Source organism: Ottowia sp. (genome assembly GCF_016703145.1).
Taxonomy (GTDB): domain Bacteria; phylum Pseudomonadota; class Gammaproteobacteria; order Burkholderiales; family Burkholderiaceae_C; genus Ottowia.
In genome coordinates, this window is record NZ_JADJCO010000003.1 from 393613 (window position 1) to 413102 (window position 19490).

Consider the following 19490-nt stretch of genomic DNA (forward strand, 5'->3'; position numbering starts at 1 on the left):
CAATCGGGCGCCGGCCGCGCCGCCTACCACGTGTCCACGAACCGGTGCCCCAGCGGCGCCACGCGCGCCGAGGCCAGGCCGCGCGACAGCCAGGCGCGCGTCTCGGCCGGGTCGATGACGGCGTCGATCTCCAGCGTGGTGGCCATGTTGAGGGCCTCGCCGTGCGCGTACTGCCGCGCCACCAGTTCGGCGAACAGCGCGTCGCGCTCGGGGCCGGCGGGCAGGGCCTCCAGCTCCTTGCGGAAGCCCAGGCGCACGTAGCCCTCCAGCCCCATGCCGCCGAACTCGCCGGTGGGCCAGGCGACGGTGAACACGGGGGCGTGAAAGCCCCCGGCCGTCATGCCCATCGCCCCCAGGCCGTAGCCCTTGCGCAGCACCACGCTGAAGTAGGGCACGCGCAGGCTGGCGGCGGTGACGAACAGGCGGCTGACGTGGCGCACCTGGGCGGTGGTCTCCACCTCGGGGCCAACCATGAAGCCGGGCGTGTCCACCAGGCTGACGATGGGCAGGCCGTGCGCGTTGCACAACTGCATGAAGCGCGCGCCCTTGTCGGCGGCGGGCGCGTCGATGGCGCCGCCCAGGTGCAGCGGGTTGTTGGCGATCAGGCCGACGGGGCGGCCCTCGATGCGCGCCAGCGCGGTGTGGATGCCGGCGCCGAAGCCGGTGCGCAGCATGAGCAGGCTGCCTTCATCGACCAGGCCGCTCATCGCGGCGCGGGTGTCGTACACGCGCAGGCGGTTCTCGGGCACGACGGCGCGCAGGGCGCGCTGGTCGGGCGTGATCCAGTCGCGCACGCGGCCCTGGAAGTAGCCCAGGTACTGCCGCGCGGCGGCCACGGCCTGGGCCTCGTCGTCCACCAGCACGTCGATCACGCCATTGCCGTGCTGCACCCCGCTGGGGCCGATCTCCTCGGGCTTGAACACGCCCAGGCCGCCGCCCTCGATCATGGCCGGGCCGCCCATGCCGAGGTTGCTGGCGCGGGTGGCGATGATGACGTCGCTGCAGCCCACCAGCGCGGCGTTGCCGGCGAAGCAGCGCCCGTGCACCACGCCCACCACCGGCACTTGGCCGGACAGCGCGGCGTAGCGCGCGAAGGTGTGGATGTGCAGGCCGGCGACGGTGGTCGAGTCGGTGTCGCCCGGGCGCCCGCCGCCGCCTTCGGCGAACAGCACCACGGGCAGTTGCTGCGCCAGGGCGATGTCGAGCAGGCGGTCGGTCTTGGCGTGGTTGCGCATGCCCTGGGTGCCGGCCAGCACGGTGGCGTCGTAGGACATGACGGCGGTGCGCGCCTTCTCCTCGCCGAAGATCAGCCCGTTGACGCCGCCGATGCCGGTGACCATGCCATCGGCCGGGGTGTTGGCGATCAGGTCCTCCAGGCTGCGGCGGCGCGTCTGCGCGGCGATGGCGAGCTGGCCGTATTCGATGAAGCTGCCTTCGTCGCACAGGTCGGCGATGTTCTCGCGCGCGGTGCGCCCGCGCTGGTGGCGCCTGGCGACGGCGTCGGGGCGCGCGGCGTCGAGGGTGAAGGCGTGGCGGTCGATGACGCGCTGCAGGTCGGCGCGGACGTGGCCGGGGTCGTGCGCGGCGGCATCGTCGGCGCGCGCGTGGGCCTCGCCGGCGATCGGGTCGAGCACCAGCAGCGCCTGGCCCTGCGCCAGGTAGCCGCCGGGCACGGCCAGCAGCGCGCGCACGCGGCCGGCGTGCGGGGCGGTGAGCACGTGCTCCATCTTCATGGCTTCGAGCACGGCCAGCTCGGCGCCGGCGGGCACCTCGTCGCCCTCGGCGACGCTGAGCTGCACCAGGCGCGAGGGCATGGGGGCGAGCACGGCGCCTTCGGGCGCGGCGGCCTGCGGCTGGGCTGCCGTTTCTGAATCAAACAGGCCCCCAGCCAGCGTGGAATTTGCGCCGCCAGCTATCAATTCAGAAGCGGTGAGCAGATCGGGCAGCACCGCTTCGAGCCAGCGCGTGTGCACTTGCTGGCTGGCCATCTCGGGCCTACGGCCAAGGGCGCGCAGCAGCGTCAGGTTGGTGGCCACGCCGCGGATGCCGAACTCGGCCAGCGCGCGGCGCGAGCGGCGCAGCGCCTCCTGGAAGCCGCCGCGCGCGTGCACGATGAGCTTGGCCAGCAGCGTGTCGTAGTGCGGCGAGGGCGTGGCGCCGGCGGCACCGTGCGTGTCCACGCGGATGCCGGGACCGGCGGGCAGGTCGAAGCGCGACAGGGTGCCGCTGCCGGGCGTGGCCTGGCCCTGGGCGTCCAGCGTCTCGGCGTTGACGCGCCACTGGATGGCGAAGCCGCGCGGGCGCGGCGGCGCGGCGGGGTCGAGCCCGATCTGCTGCAGCGTGCGGCCGGCGGCCAGCGCGATCTGCGCCTGCACCAGATCGACGCCGGTGACTTCCTCGGTGATGGTGTGCTCGACCTGCAGGCGCGGGTTGGCTTCGATGAAGACGAAGGGCAGGTCGCCGCTGGCCAGATCGACCAGGAATTCGAACGTGCCCAGGCCCTCGTAGCGCACGGCGCGCGCCATGCCCAGCGCGGCCTCGGTCAGGCGCGCGCGCAGGGCGTCGGTCAGCGAGGGGCTGGGGGCGATCTCCACCAGCTTCTGGAAGCGCCGCTGCAGCGTGCATTCGCGCTCGCCCAGCGACAGCGCGTCGCGGCCGTCGCCGAGGATCTGCAGCTCGATGTGGCGGGCGCCGTCCATCAGGCGCTCGACGTACACGCCATCGACGCCGAAGGCGGCGCGCGCCTCGCTGCGGCAGCGCTCGTAGGCGGCGGCCAGCTCGTCGGCCGTGCGCACGGCGCGCATGCCGCGCCCGCCGCCGCCGCCGATGGCCTTGAGCATGACGCCGGCGCCGTTCTGCGCGGCCAGGAAGGCCTGCGCTTCCTCCAGCGTCACGGCGGCCAGGCTGCCGGGCATCAGCGGCACGCCTTGCCGCTGCGCCAGCGCGCGGGCCTGGGCCTTGTCGCCGAACAGGTCGAGCTGCTCGGGCGTGGGGCCGATGAAGCGGATGCCCGCGTCCCCGCAGGCGCGCGCGAAGTCGGCGCGCTCGCTCAGGAAGCCATAGCCGGGGTGCACGGCGTCGCAGCCGTGCGCGCGCGCGATGGCGATGAGGCGCGCGCCGTCCAGGTAGGCCGCCGGACCGGTGGCGCCCAGGGCGACGGCGGCGTCGGCCGCGTGCACGTGGGGCGCCTGGGCGTCGTCGTCGGCATGCACGGCGACGCTGGCGATGGACAGGTCCTGCAGCGCGCGCGCGATACGCAGGGCGATTTCGCCGCGGTTGGCGATCAGGACCTTGTGGAACAGCGGTGATGTCATGGCTGGCACTACATTTTTGAGAGCTTCCGACGCTTGACTGGCGCCGGCAGAAGGGATTTTTTACCAGGAATCAGGCGATGTCCTTGAGCAGGCGCCGCAGCACCTTGCCCGCGCCGGTGACCGGCAGCGTGTCGATGAAGCGCACGTGCTTGGGCGTCTTGTAGGTGGCCATGTTCTGGCGCGACCAGGCGGTGATCTCCTCGGCCGTCACCTGGGCGCCGGGCTTCAGGACGATGAAGGCCTTGACCACCTCGCCCTTGTCGGGGTCGGGCTCGGCGATGACGGCGGCCTGCGCCACGGCGGGGTGCTTGATGAGGATGGTCTCGACCTCCTCCGGGAACACGCTGTAGCCGGAGACCTTGATCATCTCCTTGAAGCGGCCCATGAAGGTCAGGTAGCCGTCGGCGTCGATCTGGCCCATGTCGCCGGTGTGGACCCAGCCGTCCTTGAGCGTGGCGGCGGTGGCCTCGGGCTTGTTCCAGTAGCCCTTGAAGGTGCCGGGGCTGGTCAGCACGATTTCGCCCGGCTCGCCGGGCGGCATGTCCTTGCCGGTGTCGGGGTCGATGATGCGGATGGTGACGCCCGGCGCGGGCACGCCCTGCGTGCCCCAGCGCACCCGGTCCATGGGCATGTAGGTGTCGCAGGTGTGGGACTCCGACAGGCCGTAGGCCGCCTCCTGCGAGCTGCAGTTGGGCGCGACGCCGCGCCACTGCAAGGCCAGCGCCTCGGTGAAGGTGATGCCGAAGCTGGTGACGGGGTTCACCCGGAGGCTGGAGAGGTCGAACCGGGCGACGTCGGGCTGCTGCATGCAGGCCACGTTCATCGGCGCGATGCTGTACCACCAGGTGACCTTGTAGCGGTCGATGGCCCGCAGCACGGCGCGCGGGTCGAAGCGGTGCAGCAGCACGCCGGTGGCGCCGGTGAGCACGGGCACGTTCACGCCCATCAGCATGCCGGCGATGTGGTACAGCGGCGCGATGGACAGCAGCACGTCGTCGGGCTGCAGACCATTGCAGTCGGCGCTGACGGTGGTCTTGAACAGCGCGTTGCCGTAGCTGAGCATGGCGCCCTTGGGCAGGCCGGTGGTGCCGGAGGTGTAGGTCATCAGCGCCACGTCGTCCAGCGAGAGCGGCACCGGCGCGGGCTGGGCGCCCGAGCGCGTCACGGCCAGGAAGTCCTCGCAGCCAGGCGGCATTGCGCGCGCCTCCTGGCGGGCGGCCACCAGCTCGGCCGGCAGGTCCAGCGTGGGCTCGGGCGGCAGCAGGTCGGCGTAGTGCACGACGAACACGTGCTCCAGCGTGCCCTGGGCGCGCACCTTCTCGACCACCGGCACCAGGTTGGCGGCGGCGACGATGACGCGGGCCTTCAGGTCGCCCACCTGGTAGCCCAGCTCGTGCTCCTTGTTGAGCGGGCCGCTGGGGCAGACGATGGCGCCGATCTTCTGGATGCCGTAGTGCGCCACGATGTACTGCGGGCAGTTGTTGAGGAACATGACCACCGGGTCGCCCTTCTTCACGCCCAGCGCCTGCAGGCGGGCGCCGAAGGCGTCGCTGGCGCGGTCCAGCTCGGCCCAGGTGATCGCCTGGCCGTACCAGATGCAGGCCGGGTGGTCGGGACGCGCGCGCGCGTGGTCACGCAGGTACTCGTGCAGCGGCTGTTGCGGGCGGGCGGGCAGGGGGCGGGGCGCGACGTTTGTCTCCATGGTGTCTCTCTCTCAGGGTTATCGATAGCCGGTCACGGGGCGCCGGCGCTTGCGGCCAGGCGATGTTGCATCAACAATCCTACCAATGGGTAGAACTTCGGCGACACCGCACAAACCCGCGCATCGCGCGCACCCGCCGCACGACGGCGGCCGCCAGCGCGCCCGCACCGCCAACACCGGCGCGCAGCGCGAGCGCATCCTGGCCGCGGCGGCGCGGCTGTTCGCCGCGCAGGGCTACGCCAGCACCACGCTGGAGCAGATCGCCAGCGAGTTGGGCGTGAGCAAGCCCTTCGTCTACTACTACTTCCGCGACAAGCAGACGCTCTTCGAGACGCTGTCCTGGCCCCCGGCGGTGGCGTGCTTCACCGCGCTGGATTTCGCTGGCGACGACCCGCGGCGCGCCAGCGAGAAGGTGATGGAGGGGCTCTCGCGCCTGATCCGCGCCACCATCGAGCACCAGCCGGCGGCCTTCTTCCCGTACCGGGAGCCGCGGGTCTACCGCCCCGAATACCTGGCCGCGCAGAAGAAGCTGGCGAACCACTTCTACGACCAGCTGTGCCCGCTGCTCGACCAGGCGCGGCGCGACGGCGACCTCGACTTCCGGGAAACCAAGATCACCGCCCTGGCGGCCTGCAGCCTGCCGGGCTTTCTCTACAACTGGTACCGGCCGGACGGCCGCCTCTCGCCCGACGAGGTGGCGGCCGAGCTGACCGAGCTGGCCTCGCGCGTCATCGGCCTGCGCCGCTGACCCGACTTTTCGCTTTCACCCCCCAAGAGGAGACTTCGCCATCATGATCCCGCAACGCATGCTCACGCCCCTGGCCCTGGCCGCCGTCCTTGCCGCCGGCGGCGCCCAGGCGCAGGAGACCTACAAGCTCGCCTACATCGACCCGCTGTCGGGCCCCTTCGCCAACGTCGGCGAGATGATGCTGCTGCACACGCGCTACGCGGTGGAGGACATCAACGCCAGGGCGGCCTGCCCGGCGGCATGAAGATGCAGTTGCTGCAGTTCGACAGCAAGCTCTCCGCGCAGGAGGCCCAGAGCGCGCTGCAGGCCGCCATCGACCAAGGCGCCAAGGCCATCGTCACCGGCGGCTCGGGCTCGTCGGTGGTGACGGCGCTGGTGCAGTCCGTCAACCGCTGGAACCAGCGCAACCCGGGCAAGGAGGTGCTGGTGCTCAACCACTCCTCCATCGACCCGGAGATGACGGGCAAGCTGTGCAGCTTCTGGCACTTCCAGACCGAGGCCAACACGGCGATGAAGATGAAGGCCATCGCCAACTTCGCCAAGAAGACGCCGGACATCAAGAAGGTCTTCCTGCTCAACCAGGACTACGCGCACGGCAAGCAGTGGGCCAGCTACGGCCGCCAGCTGGTGGGCGCGGCGCGGCCGGACGTGCAGTTCGTCGGCGAGACGTTGCACCCCATTGGCCGGGTGCGGGATTTCGCGCCCTACGTGGCCAACATCAAGCAGAGCGGCGCCGACTCGGTGATCACCGGCAACTGGGGCCAGGATCTGTCGCTGCTGCTCAAGGCCGCCAGCGACGCCGGCTACAACCTGCGCTACTTCAACCACAGCGCGGGCGGCGTGCCCGGCACGGTGACGGCGGTGTCGCAGGCCAAGCTGGGCCAACTCACCTGGGTGGCCGAATGGCACCCCGGCCAAGCCGGCACGCCCAAGGTGGACGCGCTGGCCAGGGCCTACAAGGCCAAGACGGGCAAGGACTTCATGGCCCCGCGCATCGACCTCACGCCGCGCCTGCTGGCCGCCGCCATCGCCAAGGCCGGCAGCACCGACACCGTGAAAGTGGCGCGCGCGATGGAAGGGCTGGAATTCGACTCGACCGTCGGCCTGTTGCGCATGCGCGCCGAGGACCATCAACTGCTGCTGCCGCAGGTGGTCAACACGATCGCGCCGGTGGACGGCAAGGCGGTCAAGGCCGGCTGGGAAGGCACCAACTACGGCTTCCGCACCGAAGCCGTGTACACCGGCAACGAACTGGCCCAGGGCAGCGAGTGCAAGATGGCGCGGCCGCGGTGACCCCGCGATCCCGCAGGAGCCGCACGAGATGCCGATGAACAAACGCACCGCCCTCCGGCTGATGGCCTGCGCCGGCGCGATGGCCGGCCTCCCGCTGCGCCGGGCCATGGCCCAGGCCGGCGACTTCCCGTCCAAGCCGATCCGCTGGGTGGTGCCCTATCCGGCCGGCGGCGGTTCGGACTTCCTCGCGCGGGTGGCCGCCCAGGTCATGTCGGCCGACCTCAAGCAGCCCGTGGTGGTGGACAACAAGCCGGGCGCCAACGGCGCCATCGCGGTGGCCGACCTCATGCGCTCGCCGCCCGACGGGTACACCCTCATCAACATCGACAACGGCATCCTGGTCTTCAACGCGGCGCTGTACCAGAAGCTGGGCTACGACCCCGAGCGCGACCTGCAGCTCGTCACCCTGCTGGTGAAGGGGCCCATGTTCCTAGCCGTCGGCCCGGCCAGCACCGCCAAGGACGCGCGCGAATTCTTCGCCCAGGTGCGCGCGCAGCCCGGCAAGTTCGCTTTCGCGTCGGCCGGCGCGGGCACGCCGCAGCACCTGTCGATGGAGCTGATCAAGAAGCAGGCCGGGCTGGACATGACCCACATCCCCTACAAGGGATCCTCTCCCGCGCTGAGCGACCTGGCCGGGGGCCAGGTGCTGGCGGCCGTCACCGACTACGCGGCGGCCGGCGGCTTCTTCAAGTCCGGCAAGCTGCGCGCGCTGGCCGTGAACGACAGCGTGCGCCACCCGTCCATGCCCGACGTGCCCACCCTCCGGGAGCTGGGCATCGAAGGCGCCGAGGCGCCCACCATGGTGGGCGTGGCCGTGCGCTCGGGCACCCCCGTGGGCCTCGTCAACACCCTGCAGCAGGCCGTGCGCCGCGCCATCCTCTCGCCCGAGGTGCGCCGCAGGTACGGGGAATTCGGCATCCAGCCCGTCGGCAACACCCCGGAAGAATTCCAGACCCTGATCCGCGGCGAAGTCAAGCGCTGGCACCCGCTGATCAAGAACCTGAACATCCGGCTGGACTGATGAAAACGAGACCATGACGACCCACGACGCGGCCCATCGGCCCTCCCCTCTGTTGATGATGCTGGAGGCGCGCGCCTTCGCCGAGTTCGGCGCCTTCGTCGCCGCCTACCCGCTGCTGCGCCGCGCGCCGCGCGGCGACGGCCACCCGGTGCTGGTGCTGCCCGGCCTGGGCGCCGACGACGCGTCCACCTGGCCGCTGCGCGCGTACCTGCGCGATCTCGGCTACGCCGTGCACGGCTGGCAACTGGGCACCAACCGTGGCCCGCGCGAGGGCGTCGAAGGGCGGCTGCGCGAGCGGCTGGCGACGCTTGCGGCGCGCCACGGCCGCAAGGTCAGCGTCATCGGCTGGAGCCTGGGCGGCGTGATGGCGCGCGAGTTGGTGCGCGCCGAGCCGGCGCCGGCGCGCTGCGTCATCACGCTGGGCAGCCTCTTCGGCGGCGAGCCCGGCTGGACCAGCGTGGGCGGGATGTACGAGGCGCTGTGCGGGCGCAGCGTGGCCGAGGACTGGCCCGACCGCGACCGCCTGCGCACGCCGCCACCGCTGCCCAGCACCGCGATCTACACCCGCAGCGACGGCATCGTGGCCTGGCAGGGATGCCTGGAGCAGAAAAGCCCGCGATCCGAGAACATCGAGGTCGAGGCCAGCCACTGCGGGATGGCCGTCAATCCCGCGGTCCTGTACGCCGTGGCCGACCGGCTGGCGCAGCCCGAGGGGCGGTGGCGGCCCTTCGAGCGCACCGGCGCGCGGCGCCTGATCTACCGCGACCCGCAACGGCCCGCGCCGGCCGCGGCCTGAACGCCGCGCTGCGCCACAATCTCACACCCCAACAAGGAGACAACCATGGACCACCTGAGCAGTCTGGACGCTTCGTTCCTGCACCTCGAAACCCCCGAAACCCCGATGCACGTGGGCACGCTGCTGCTCGTCGACCTGCCCAAGGACCGCGCGGGCGACTACTACGAGGACTTCAAGGCCATGATCGGCCAGCGCCTGCACCTGGCCACGATCCTGACGCGCAAGCTGGCGCCGATGCCCTTCGAGCTGTCCGATCCGGTGTGGATCGAGGACGACGACATCGACCTGGACTACCACGTGCGCAGCCTCGTGCTGCGCCGGCCCGGCAGCATGGCGCAACTGGAGCAGCTCGTCGCGCGGCTGCACTCCAGCCTGCTGGACCGCAGCCGGCCGCTGTGGGAGATGTACGTGATCGAGGGCCTGCAAAACGGCCAGGCGGCCATCTATTTCAAGGCCCACCACAGCGGCGTGGACGGCAAGTCGGCCACGGAGATGTTCAAGGTGCTCTACGACACCACGCCGCAGATGCGCCAGGTACCGCCGGCGCGGCGCCGGCGCGGTGCTGGCGGCTACCAGCTCGGCGTGGCGGAGCTGATGCGGGCCGCCGTGTCCAACCAGGCGACGCAGTACCGCAAGCTGGCCGAGCTGCTGCCCTCCGCGGCCAAGGCGCTGGGCACGGCCGGCAACGTGCTGGCCAGCCAACGCACCAAACCGGGCGAACGCCCCCTGACCCTGGGCGCGGCGCCCAGGACGCTCTTCAACGACTCGATCACCAACCAGCGCTCCTTCACCACGCTGTCGCTGCCTTTCCCCGAACTCAAGGCCCTGGGCAAGCGCGTGGGCGGCACGGTCAACACCATCGTCATGGCCATGTGCGCCAGCGCGCTGCGCCGCTTCCTGAAGGAGCGCGGCGAGCTGCCCAAGGAGGCGCTGATCGCGGCCGTGCCGGTGAGCCTGCGCGCCGAAGGCGACGACTCGATGAACAACCAGGTGTCGATGGTGCGGGTGGACCTGGCGACCGACATCGAGGACGTGGCCGAGCGCTTCAAGGCCATCCACGCCTCCTCGGAGGCGGCCAAGGCCGTGGTGCGCGAACTCAAGCCCGTGCTGGGCGTGGATCTGCCCCTGACCGGCTCGCCATGGCTGATGAGCAGCATGGCCTCGCTGTACGGGCGCTCCACGCTGGCCCGCCAGCTGCCGCCGATGGCCAACGTCACGATCTCCAACGTGCCCGGCCCGGTCCAGCAACTCTACATCTGCGGCGCGCCGATGATGAGCTTCTACCCGGTGTCCATCCCCTACCACGGCACCGCGCTGAACATGACCGTGCAGAGCTACGCCGGCAAGGTGCTCGAATTCGGCGTGACCTGCTGCCGGCGCGTGCTGTCGCAGGACGAGTCGCACGAGCTGATCGGCTACCTGAAGGACGCGCTCAAGGAAATCGAGCAGTTGCCCAGCATAGGCGAGGCCCAACCCGCGCCCGTGCCCGCCCAGGCCCCCCGACGCAAGGCCGCCACCACGGCGCGCGCGAAGTAGGCATCCAGGGATCCATGGCGCTGCCACCGCCCCCAGCGCCCAAAACCCCCAGAGCCCGACGGCCGCGGAGCAAGCCATGCCGGCAGACGCCGCGGCCGGGCTTGGCCCGGCCGCTGGCGTCGCCCCCTGGAGGGGGGTGGAGAAACAACGCGAAGCGTGTGGAGCCTGGGGTGGGCTCATTTCATCAGCGTGCTCTTGCCGAACAGGCTCTCCACCAGGTCCACCGCCAGCTCGGCCGTGCGGTTGCGCACGTCGCAGGCGGGGTTGAGCTCGACGATGTCGAGCGAGCCCAGGGCGCCGGTGTCGGCCAGCATCTCCATGCACAGTTGCGCCTCGCGGTAGGTGGGGCCGCCGCGCACCGTGGTGGCCACGCCGGGGGCGATGTCGGGGTCGAGGAAGTCCACGTCCAGGCTGACGTGCAGGTGCGCGCCCGGCGGCAGGCCGTGCAGGGCGCGCTCCATGACGGTGCGCATGCCCCACTCGTCGATGCTGCGCATGTCGTACACCTCGATGCCGGCCTCGCGCACCAGGCGCTTCTCGCCCTCGTCCACGCTGCGGATGCCGACTTGGCGCAGCTCGCCCGCGCGCAGCGCCGGCTCCTGCGCCGAGAAGCCGCCCAGGCCCACCAGCTCGGCCGGCCCGTGGCCGCACAGGCAGGCCACCGGCATGCCGTGCAAGTTGCCACTGGGGGTGAGGGCGGCGGTGTTGAAGTCGGCGTGGGCATCCAGCCACAGCACGCGCAGCGGCTGGCCGCGCGCGCGGCAGTGGCGCGCCACGGCGCTGATGGAGCCCATGGCCAGGCCGTGGTCGCCGCCCAGCAGCACCGGCAGGCGCGCCGCGCGCAACTGCGCCGACACGGCGTCGTGCACGGCGCGGCTCCAGGCCAGGACCTCGGGCAGATGGCGAAAACCGCCCCGCGCCGGCTGCCAGGGGTTGGGCGGCCCGGCCAGGTTGCCGGTATCGACGACCCGCAGCCCCCGGCCGCGCAGCGCCTCGGCCAGGCCGGCCACGCGCAGCGCCTCCGGCCCCATGCTGGCGCCGCGCGCGCTGGCGCCGACGTCGGTGGGCGCGCCGACGAGGGCGACGATGGGCGGGGCTGGCGGGTGCATCGGCCATCTCCAGGCAGGTGGGGCGCGCAGTATGCGCCCACGGATGCGCCGCGTCCATAATCGGCGCAAGCGCCGCGCGACCCCATGGCGCGGCATGAAGGAGTACCCGCGATGTCCGTTCTGATCCTCGGCCTGCTGCTGTTTCTCGGCGCGCACTCGGTGCGCATCGTCGCCGACGGCTGGCGCGCGCGCACCATCGCGCGCCTGGGACCGGGGGCGTGGAAGGGCTTGTATTCGCTGGTGTCGCTGGCGGGCTTCGCGCTCATCGTCTGGGGCTGGGGCCTGGCGCGGCAGCAGCCGGTGGTGCTGTGGCAGCCGCCAGTGGCGCTGCGGCACGTAAACGCGCTGTTCACGCTGGCGGCCTTCGTGCTGATCGCCGCCGCCTACGTGCCGCGCAACGCCGTCAAGGCGCGGCTGCACCACCCGATGGTGCTGAGCGTGAAGCTGTGGGCCTTCGGCCACCTGCTGGCGACCGGCACGCTGGCGGCGGCGGTGCTGTTCGGCGCCTTCCTGCTGTGGGCGGTGCTGGACTTCCGCACCGCGCGCCGGCGCGACCGCGCGCAGGGCACGCGCTACCCGACGGGCACCGCGGGCGGCACCGCGCTGGCCGTGGCGGCGGGCGCGGCCGGCTGGGCGCTGTTCGCCTTCTGGCTGCACGCGGCCTGGATCGGCGTGGCGCCGCTGGGTGTGACGGCCTGAGCCATTTGCTATTATTTAGATAGCTTTCGACGCAATATCCACGCTGACTGGAAGCCGAAGACATTCGTAATCCCGGCATGCCCACCCCCCGCAAGGCCCTGCCCGCCATCGCGCCCGAACGCTGCACTGGCTGCGGCTGGTGCGTGGGGGCGTGCGCGCCGCACGTGCTGTCGCTGCACGCGGCGGGCGGGCGCAAAACCTCCACCCTCGACGACGCGGCCGGCTGCACCGGCTGCGCGCTGTGCGCGCTGCGCTGTCCGTTCGACGCCATCCGCATGGTGCGCGCGGCGGCCAGCGCGGCGCACCATCCCTGATCGAATGGATCCATGACCCCCACGACCCATCCCCAAGCCATCGACCTGTCCACCCACGACGTCACCCGCATCGACGACACACGCATTCGCGCCGTGCGGCCGCTCGTCACCCCCGCGCTGCTGCAGGAATGGCTGCCCGCGCCGGCCGCCGCCGAAGACCTGGTGGAACACAGCCGCGCCGCCCTCTCGCGCGTGCTGCACGGGCGGGACGACCGGCTGGTGGTGGTGGTGGGGCCGTGCTCCATCCACGATCACGGCCAGGCGCTGGACTACGCCCGGCGCCTGAAGGCCGAGGCCGACGCCCTGGCGGGCGAGCTGCTGGTGGTGATGCGCGTGTACTTCGAGAAGCCCCGCACCACGGTGGGCTGGAAGGGCTACATCAACGACCCGCACCTGGACGGCAGCTGCGCCATCAACGACGGGCTGGAGATGGCGCGCCGCCTGCTGCTGGACGTGCTGGCGCTCGGCGTGCCGGTGGGCTGCGAGTTTCTGGACCTGCTCAGCCCGCAGTTCATCAGCGACCTGGTGAGCTGGGGCGCCATCGGCGCGCGCACCACCGAGAGCCAGAGCCACCGCCAACTCGCCAGCGGCCTCTCCTGCCCGGTGGGCTTCAAGAACGGCACCGACGGCGGCGTGAAGGTGGCCGCCGACGCCCTCGTCGCCGCGCAGGCGCCGCATGCCTTCCTGGGCCTGACCAAGATGGGGCAGGCGGCCGTGTTCGAGACGCGCGGCAACGACGACTGCCACGTCATCCTGCGCGGCGGCAAGGCGCCCAACTATTCGAGGGCCGACGTGGACGCGGCCTGCGCGCTGCTGAAGGGCGCGGGCCTGCGCGAGCAAGTGATGATCGACCTGTCGCACGCCAACTCGTCCAAGCAGCACGCGCGCCAGATCGTGGTGGCCGAGGACGTGGCGGCGCAGGTGGCCGCGGGCGACGCGCGCATCGTGGGCGTGATGATCGAGAGCCACCTGGAGGAAGGCCGGCAGGACATCGTGCCGGGTCAGCCGCTCAAGCCCGGCGTGTCGGTGACCGACGCCTGCATCAGCTTCGCGCAGACCGTGCCAGTGCTGCGCGGCCTGGCCGAGGCGGTGCGGGCCAGGCGAGCGGCCTGATTTGCTATATCTTATATAGCTACCAGCGCAATATCGGCGCCGGCTACAGGCCTTTTTTGATTCAAGAATGTCTCAGCGCCGGCGCTGGCCGCCGCCGGCGGGCGGCGGGCCGCGCCGCTCCAGGTGGCGGAAGTTGATGCGGCCCTTGGAGAGGTCGTAGGGCGACAGCTCCAGCGACACGCGGTCGCCGGCCAGGATGCGGATGTGGTTCTTGCGCATCTTGCCGGCCGAATAGGCCACCAGCTCGTGGCCGTTGTCCAGCGTCACGCGAAAGCGCGTGTCGGGCAGCACCTCGTTGACGATGCCCTGCATCTCGATCAGTTCTTCCTTGGCCATGCGAATACTCCTGTGTGCGTTGGACCGGGGGCGGCGCACGCGGCGCGGCGCCCGGCGGGCGATGCGGCATGCGCGCGTTTCAGGCGCGGCGGGCCGGGGCGGTGGCTGAAAGAACGCTCGGCCGCCCTCGGCAAGGGCGGTGGCGGCCGGCGCGGGTTGCGCGAGGGGCCGCCCGAGGAGCGGGAAATCCAAGAAAGGCCACGCGGTGCGGGCATGGAGCCCGCCATGGCCTGACCGTCACCGGACGTCGAGGCAAAACGCCGGATTTTACCGCGTGCGCCGTTTTTCCGCCAGATGCAACCCAGGGCGCGAACGGCCGGGCGGGCCGGCGCACCCACGGGCGTTGCGCCGGCGGCGGCCGCTACAGCGCGCTGATGCCCAGCAGCCCCAGGACCACGAAGACGACAGCGACGACCAGGAACAGGACGAAAAGCACCTTGGCGATGCCCGCCGCCGCGCCCGCCACGCCGCCGAAGCCCAGCGCCCCGGACACGACCGCGATGATGGCGAAGATGATGGCCCATTTCAGCATGTGATTCTCCTGATGCGCATCGGGCGGCAGCCCCACGGCCCCGCCAGCGCTGTCGCGAGCTTGCGCCCGCGCCGGCCGGCCAGGGGTCGGCGTGCCCCGCGAAGGGGTGTCGGACGAACGCCCTGGCCGGGCGGCGCCGCGCCCTACGCCCTGCGCGCCAGGCGCCTTTCTGCTACGCTGCCCCGGCGCCGGCCGAAGCGGGCGGCGCCACCTCTTTTTCCGCCCACATCCATCCCCCATCCGTCCATGAAGCTCTACTACTCCGCCGGGACCTGCGCGCTCTCGCCCCACATCGCGCTCGAAGAAGCCGGCCTGCCCTACGAGGCCATCTCCGCCCCCGTCAGGACCAAGGTGCTGCCCGACGGCTCGGACTACCGCCAGGTCAACCCGCTGGGCTACGTGCCCTACCTGGTGCTCGACGACGGCACCGGCCTGCGCGAAGGCCCGGCCATCGTCCAGTACATCGCCGACCAGGTGCCTGGCAAGAACCTGGCGCCGGCCAACGGCACCATCGCCCGCTATCAATTGCAGAGCTGGCTCAACTTCGTCGCCACCGAGGTGCACAAGAGCTTCAGCCCCCTGTTCATGCCCGGCACGCCCGAGGAAACCAAGCAGGCCTCCAAGGACCGCCTGATCAGCCGCCTGACCTGGGTCGATGGCGAGCTGGCCGGCAAGCCCTACCTGATGGGCGACGACTTCACCGTGGCCGACGGCTACCTGTTCACCGTCACCAACTGGGCCAAGCCCGTCGGCCTGGACATCTCCGGCCTGAAGAACCTGGCCGCCTACCGCGAGCGCATCGCCGCGCGCCCGGCCGTGCAGGCGGCGATGAAGGCCGAAGGCTTGATCTGAACCACCGAACGCTATCTGTTCGATAGCGATCACCACAACAGGGGCGCCGGCATGGCGCCCTTTTTCGCTTCTAGGACACCAGGGGCTTCTGCCGCCACGCCAGCAGCGCGCCCAGCCACAGCGCGGCGGCGGAGTACAGCAGCCCACGCGCCAGCCCGCCCGGCCCGTCGGCGATCCGGCCCACCACGGTGGGCCCCACGATCTGGCCGAAGGCGAACAGGATGGTGAAGGCGCTGATGCCCGTCGCCCACCGCGCCGGCGGCAGGTTGTGGCGCACGAAGGCCGTGGTCGAGGCCACCACCGACAGGAACACCGCCCCGAACAACAACCCCGACGCCAGCACCACCGGCCACGCGCCGGTCAGCGCCGGCACGATGGTGGCCACGCCCAGCAGCGCGTTCAGCAGCGCCAGCGCCCCGCCGCCGCGCGCGCGGTCCAGCAGCCGCGCCCAGATGCGCGCCGACGCCACCACCGCCAGCCCCAGCAGCGCGTAGAACCCGGTGATGGCCGGCGCGCCCACCCCCTGCTCGCTCAGCAGCGCGATCACGAAGGTCATGTAGCCGATGTAGCCCACGCCGAACAGCGTGTAGCCGGCCAGCGCCGGGGCCATGGCGCGCCATGGCATCCTTGGGGCCGAATCGACCTCCAGCCCGCTTGCATCTTGCACCATCCGCTCTTCTTTACGTAGCAATTCCGCTGGCCAGGCCAGCACCGCCGTGGCCGCCAGGCACAGCAGCGCCAGCCCCCACCAGGCCCAGGCCCAGCCGTGCGGCACCCCCCGCGCCGCGCCCAGCAGCGCCGGCACGCCCAACGCCGAGGCCGCGATGCCCCAGCCCGTGCCGCCATAGTACAGCCCCAGCAGCAGCCCGGCCCGCTCGGGCGCCTGCGCGCCCAGCCGCGCCGCCAGCAGGCCGCCGGCCACGAACACGAAGGCGCTGGCCACGCCGGCCAGCAGGCGCTGCAGCAGCAGCATCGCCGCGTCGGTGAAAAAGCCCGACGCGGCCATGAACGCGCTGGCCGCCACCGCCCCGCCCAGCAGCACCCGCGCCGCACCCAGGCGCCGCATCAGCGCCGGCGTGGCCAGCGCGCCCAGCAGGTAGCCCAGCGCGTTGGCGGTGTTCATGGCGCCGGCCAGGGTGTAGCTCCAGCCCAGGTCGTCGCGCATCACCGGCAGCAGCAGCCCGTAGGCGAAGCGCGTGACGCCCAGCGACACCGCCGCGCCGAGCGACAGGGCCAGCGCCATCAGCAGCGGGTGGCGCGGGCCGGGCGGGGCGACAGGAGGCGTCATGAGGGCATTGTGGGACAGCACCCGGCCGTGCCGGCGCACGCGCACAATCGGCCTGCAAGCAGCCGCAAGGAAAGGCCCTCTCCCATGTCCCGCCTTCTGTTCTCGCCCATGCGCGTCGGCGCCCTCACCGTTCCCAACCGCGTCGTCATGGCACCGCTGACGCGCAACCGCGCGCCGGAGGCCATCCCCACGCCGCTGATGGCCGAGTACTACGCCCAGCGCGCCGACCCCGAGCGCGGCGCCGGCCTGATCGTCAGCGAGGCCACCGCCATCAGCCCGCAGGGCCAGGGCTACGCCGACGTGCCCGGCCTGTACGGCAGCGAGCAGATCGACGGCTGGAAGCAGGTCACCCGCGCCGTGCACGCGCGCGGCGGCCACGTCTTCTGCCAGCTCTGGCACGTCGGGCGCGTCTCGCATCAGCTGCTGCAGCCCGACCTGGGCGCGCCCGTCGCGCCCTCGGCCATCCGCGCCAACACCAAGACCTACCTGATCGACAACGAGGGCCAGGGCGGCTTCGCCCTCACCAGCGAGCCGCGCGCCCTGCACCGGCACGAGATCCCGCAGATCGTGCACGATTACGCCGCCGCCGCGCGCAACGCCGTGCAGTCGGCCGGCTTCGACGGCGTCGAGATCCACGGCGCCAACGGCTACCTGCTGGACCAGTTCCTCAAGACCGGCGCCAACCGCCGCATCGACGACTACGGCGGCAGCATCGCCAACCGCGCGCGGCTGATGCTGGAAGTGGCCCGCGCCGTGTGCGACGCCGTGGGCCACGAGCACGTGGGCATCCGCGTGTCGCCCGTGACGCCGGCCAACGACATCGTGGACGACGATCCGCAGCCGCTGTTCGAGCACCTGGCCCGCCAGCTCGCTCCGCTGGGCCTGGCCTACGTGCACGTGATCGAGGGCGCCACCGGCGGCGCGCGCGAGGTCGAGGGCCGCCCCTTCGACAACGCGCGGCTGAAGGCCGCCTACCGCGCCGCCGGCGGGCGTGGCGCCTGGATGGCCAACAACGGCTACGACCCGGCCCTGGCGCACGAGGCCATCGACACCGGCCGCGCCGACCTGGTGGCCTTCGGTCGGTCCTTCATCAGCATGCCCGACCTGACCGAGCGCCTGCGCCGCGGCGGCCCCTACCAGGGGCTGGACAAGCGCACGCTGTACGGGGGCGGCGCGGCGGGGTACACGGACTACCCGGCGCTGGCGGATTGAGGAGCATCACCGTTTCTCAAGTGATTTTGGCCTTCAGCCCGCGCGGGTGTTGAGTCTGACGCTACAAATAGAGTAGCTATTTCAGTCTTCGCCCAACGCCTTCGCATGGTGGGCGAAGTGATCGCCCAGGAAGCTGGCGATGAAGTAGTAGCTGTGGTCGTAGCCGGGGTGCAGGCGCAGCGTGAGCGAGTGGCCGGCGGCGGCGCATGCGGCCCGCAGCAGTTCGGGCCGAAGGTGCCCGGCCAGGAATTCGTCGGCCTCGCCCTGGTCCACCAGCAGCGGCAGGCGTTCCTTCGCGGCCTGGACCAGCTCCACCGCGTCCCAGGCCTTCCACGCGGCGCGGTCCTCGCCCAGGTAGGCGGCCAGCGCCTTCTGCCCCCACGGCACCTGGGTGGGCGCGACGATGGGCGAGAAGGCCGAGACGCTGCGCCAGCGCCCCGGATGGCGCAGCGCCGTCACCAGCGCGCCGTGGCCGCCCATCGAGTGGCCGAAGATGCCGCGCGCGCCGTTGGCGGCGAAGTGCCGCTCGATGAGCGCCGGCAGCTCCTCGGCCACGTAGTCCTGCATGCGGTAGTGCGCCGCCCACGGTGCCTGCGTGGCGTTGAGGTAGAACCCCGCGCCCTGGCCCAGGTCGTAGGCCGCATCGTCAGGCACGCCCGCGCCGCGCGGGCTGGTGTCGGGCGCCACCACGATCAAGCCGTGCCGCGCCGCGTGCGCCTGCGCGCCGGCCTTGGTGATGAAGTTCTGCTCGGTGCAGGTCAGGCCCGAGAGCCAGTACAGCACCGGGCAGCGCTCGCCGCGCAGGGCGGCCTCGGGCAGGTAGATGCCGAATTTCATCTCGCAGCCGAGGGCGGCGGAGGTGTGCCGCCAGACTTCCTGCCGGCCGCCGAAGCTGGCGTGGTGCTCGATGCGTTCCATGTCGTCGGTGTTTCGTTCAGGAGATGGCGGCCGCGCCCTGCATGGCCGAGGAGTCGAGCACCTCGCGCCCGCGGGCGGCGGGGACGGCGCGGACCAGCGCCGCCGCCACGTCGTCCGCCGCGATGGCGCGCAGGCCGCGCGGGATGAACAGCCGCAGGGCGTCGTCGAAGCCGCCCCACAGCACCTCGCCGCTGCGCACCGGCTGCCCCAGCGCCTGGCGGTCGCCGCGCAGCATCGCCGGCCGGGCGATCACCAGCGCCTCGAAGGGCAGGGCGGCGAGCGCGTCTTCCAGCTCGCCCTTGACCCGGCTGTAGAACACCGCCGAGCGCGCGCTGGCGCCAAGGGCGCTCACCAGTCCGCAGCGGCGCGCCCCGGCCGCCCGCGCGGCCTGCGCCACGGCGAGGTTGGCGTCGAAATCCACCGCGCGGAAGGCCGCCTGGCTGCCCGCGACCTTGATGGTGGTACCCAGGGCCAGGTAGACCTCGTCGATCGCCGGCAGGGCCGGCAGCGCCGCGAAGTCCACCCCATGCGTGCGCAGCTTGGCGTGCGTCAGCGGCAGTGCGCGCCGCACCAGCGCGTGCACCTGCGCAACCGAAGGGTCGGCGCACAGCCGCGCGACCAGGCAGCGGCCCACCAGGCCGCTGGCGCCGGCCACGGCCACGTGGCGTGCCGGCGGGGAGGGTGCGGCAGCGTTCGCCATGGCGGGC

General features: G+C 71.9%; 17 protein-coding genes and 1 pseudogene. 10 read left to right on the forward strand and 8 right to left on the reverse strand.

The features are described 5' to 3' along the window. Positions 1 to 23 precede the first annotated feature (23 nt). A complete protein-coding gene (locus tag IPG65_RS05535; RefSeq protein WP_293189959.1) occupies positions 24 to 3302 on the reverse strand; it encodes a carboxyl transferase domain-containing protein in 3279 nt (1092 codons plus the stop codon). 82 nt (positions 3303 to 3384) lie between these two features. Next, positions 3385 to 5016 carry an AMP-binding protein gene (locus tag IPG65_RS05540; RefSeq protein WP_293188256.1) on the reverse strand — a complete coding sequence of 544 codons (1632 nt, stop codon included), beginning with the start codon at positions 5014 to 5016 and terminating at the stop codon, positions 3385 to 3387. A gap of 85 nt (positions 5017 to 5101) precedes the next feature. On the opposite strand from IPG65_RS05540, the gene IPG65_RS05545 reads away from it, so the two are divergent. From IPG65_RS05545 to IPG65_RS05565, 5 genes and pseudogenes are all read left to right on the forward strand, one after another. After that, positions 5102 to 5764, forward strand: a complete 663-nt coding sequence (locus IPG65_RS05545) for a TetR/AcrR family transcriptional regulator (protein WP_293188257.1) — start codon at positions 5102 to 5104, stop codon at positions 5762 to 5764. A gap of 43 nt (positions 5765 to 5807) precedes the next feature. Next, positions 5808 to 7057, forward strand: a pseudogene (locus IPG65_RS05550) (branched-chain amino acid ABC transporter substrate-binding protein). Positions 7058 to 7091: 34 nt separating this feature from the next. After that, positions 7092 to 8078, forward strand: a complete 987-nt coding sequence (locus IPG65_RS05555; protein ID WP_293188258.1) for a tripartite tricarboxylate transporter substrate binding protein — start codon at positions 7092 to 7094, stop codon at positions 8076 to 8078. Positions 8079 to 8091: 13 nt separating this feature from the next. Then, entirely contained in the window at positions 8092 to 8874 is a 783-nt protein-coding gene (locus IPG65_RS05560; protein ID WP_293188259.1) for an alpha/beta hydrolase, read from the forward strand. 45 nt (positions 8875 to 8919) lie between these two features. Beyond that, entirely contained in the window at positions 8920 to 10410 is a 1491-nt protein-coding gene (locus IPG65_RS05565; RefSeq protein WP_293188260.1) for a wax ester/triacylglycerol synthase family O-acyltransferase, read from the forward strand. Positions 10411 to 10586: 176 nt separating this feature from the next. On the opposite strand, the gene rocF is transcribed toward IPG65_RS05565, so the two are convergent. After that, positions 10587 to 11519, reverse strand: a complete 933-nt coding sequence (rocF, locus tag IPG65_RS05570; RefSeq protein ID WP_293188261.1) for an arginase — start codon at positions 11517 to 11519, stop codon at positions 10587 to 10589. Positions 11520 to 11630: 111 nt separating this feature from the next. Between rocF and IPG65_RS05575 the strand changes: the two genes are divergently transcribed. The 3 genes from IPG65_RS05575 to IPG65_RS05585 all read left to right on the forward strand — a co-directional run bounded on the left by IPG65_RS05575 (position 11631) and on the right by IPG65_RS05585 (position 13645). Continuing rightward, the gene (locus tag IPG65_RS05575; protein ID WP_293188262.1) at positions 11631 to 12218 is read left to right on the forward strand and encodes an NnrU family protein; all 588 of its coding nucleotides are present in this window, start codon (positions 11631 to 11633) and stop codon (positions 12216 to 12218) included. 77 nt (positions 12219 to 12295) lie between these two features. Beyond that, positions 12296 to 12532 (forward strand): 4Fe-4S dicluster-binding protein, encoded by a 237-nt coding sequence (locus IPG65_RS05580; protein WP_293188263.1) that lies wholly within the window; start codon positions 12296 to 12298, stop codon positions 12530 to 12532. A gap of 12 nt (positions 12533 to 12544) precedes the next feature. Beyond that, entirely contained in the window at positions 12545 to 13645 is a 1101-nt protein-coding gene (locus tag IPG65_RS05585; protein ID WP_293188264.1) for a 3-deoxy-7-phosphoheptulonate synthase, read from the forward strand. 72 nt (positions 13646 to 13717) lie between these two features. Here IPG65_RS05585 and infA read toward each other — a convergent pair whose 3' ends face one another. Both infA and IPG65_RS05595 read right to left on the reverse strand, forming a co-directional pair. Further along, entirely contained in the window at positions 13718 to 13981 is a 264-nt protein-coding gene (gene infA / locus IPG65_RS05590; protein ID WP_293188265.1) for a translation initiation factor IF-1, read from the reverse strand. 361 nt (positions 13982 to 14342) lie between these two features. After that, positions 14343 to 14513 (reverse strand): DUF1328 family protein, encoded by a 171-nt coding sequence (locus IPG65_RS05595; protein ID WP_293188266.1) that lies wholly within the window; start codon positions 14511 to 14513, stop codon positions 14343 to 14345. Between the two features lie 246 nt (positions 14514 to 14759). On the opposite strand from IPG65_RS05595, the gene gstA reads away from it, so the two are divergent. Next, positions 14760 to 15365, forward strand: a complete 606-nt coding sequence (gene gstA, locus IPG65_RS05600) for a glutathione transferase GstA (RefSeq protein WP_293188267.1) — start codon at positions 14760 to 14762, stop codon at positions 15363 to 15365. Positions 15366 to 15435: 70 nt separating this feature from the next. Here gstA and IPG65_RS05605 read toward each other — a convergent pair whose 3' ends face one another. Beyond that, on the reverse strand, positions 15436 to 16653 hold the full coding sequence (locus IPG65_RS05605) for a YbfB/YjiJ family MFS transporter (RefSeq protein ID WP_293188268.1): 1218 nt from the start codon (positions 16651 to 16653) through the stop codon (positions 15436 to 15438). Positions 16654 to 16737: 84 nt separating this feature from the next. Here IPG65_RS05605 and IPG65_RS05610 point away from each other — a divergent pair, with 84 nt between their 5' ends. Continuing rightward, the gene (locus tag IPG65_RS05610; RefSeq protein WP_293188269.1) at positions 16738 to 17865 is read left to right on the forward strand and encodes an alkene reductase; all 1128 of its coding nucleotides are present in this window, start codon (positions 16738 to 16740) and stop codon (positions 17863 to 17865) included. Between the two features lie 81 nt (positions 17866 to 17946). On the opposite strand, the gene fghA is transcribed toward IPG65_RS05610, so the two are convergent. Both fghA and IPG65_RS05620 read right to left on the reverse strand, forming a co-directional pair. Further along, positions 17947 to 18783, reverse strand: coding sequence for an S-formylglutathione hydrolase (fghA, locus tag IPG65_RS05615; protein WP_293188270.1), 837 nt, complete (start codon positions 18781 to 18783; stop codon positions 17947 to 17949). A 16-nt stretch (positions 18784 to 18799) separates the two neighbouring features. After that, complete coding sequence (locus IPG65_RS05620) at positions 18800 to 19483, reverse strand: nucleoside-diphosphate sugar epimerase (RefSeq protein WP_293188271.1); 684 nt, start codon at positions 19481 to 19483, stop codon at positions 18800 to 18802. Positions 19484 to 19490 lie beyond the last annotated feature (7 nt).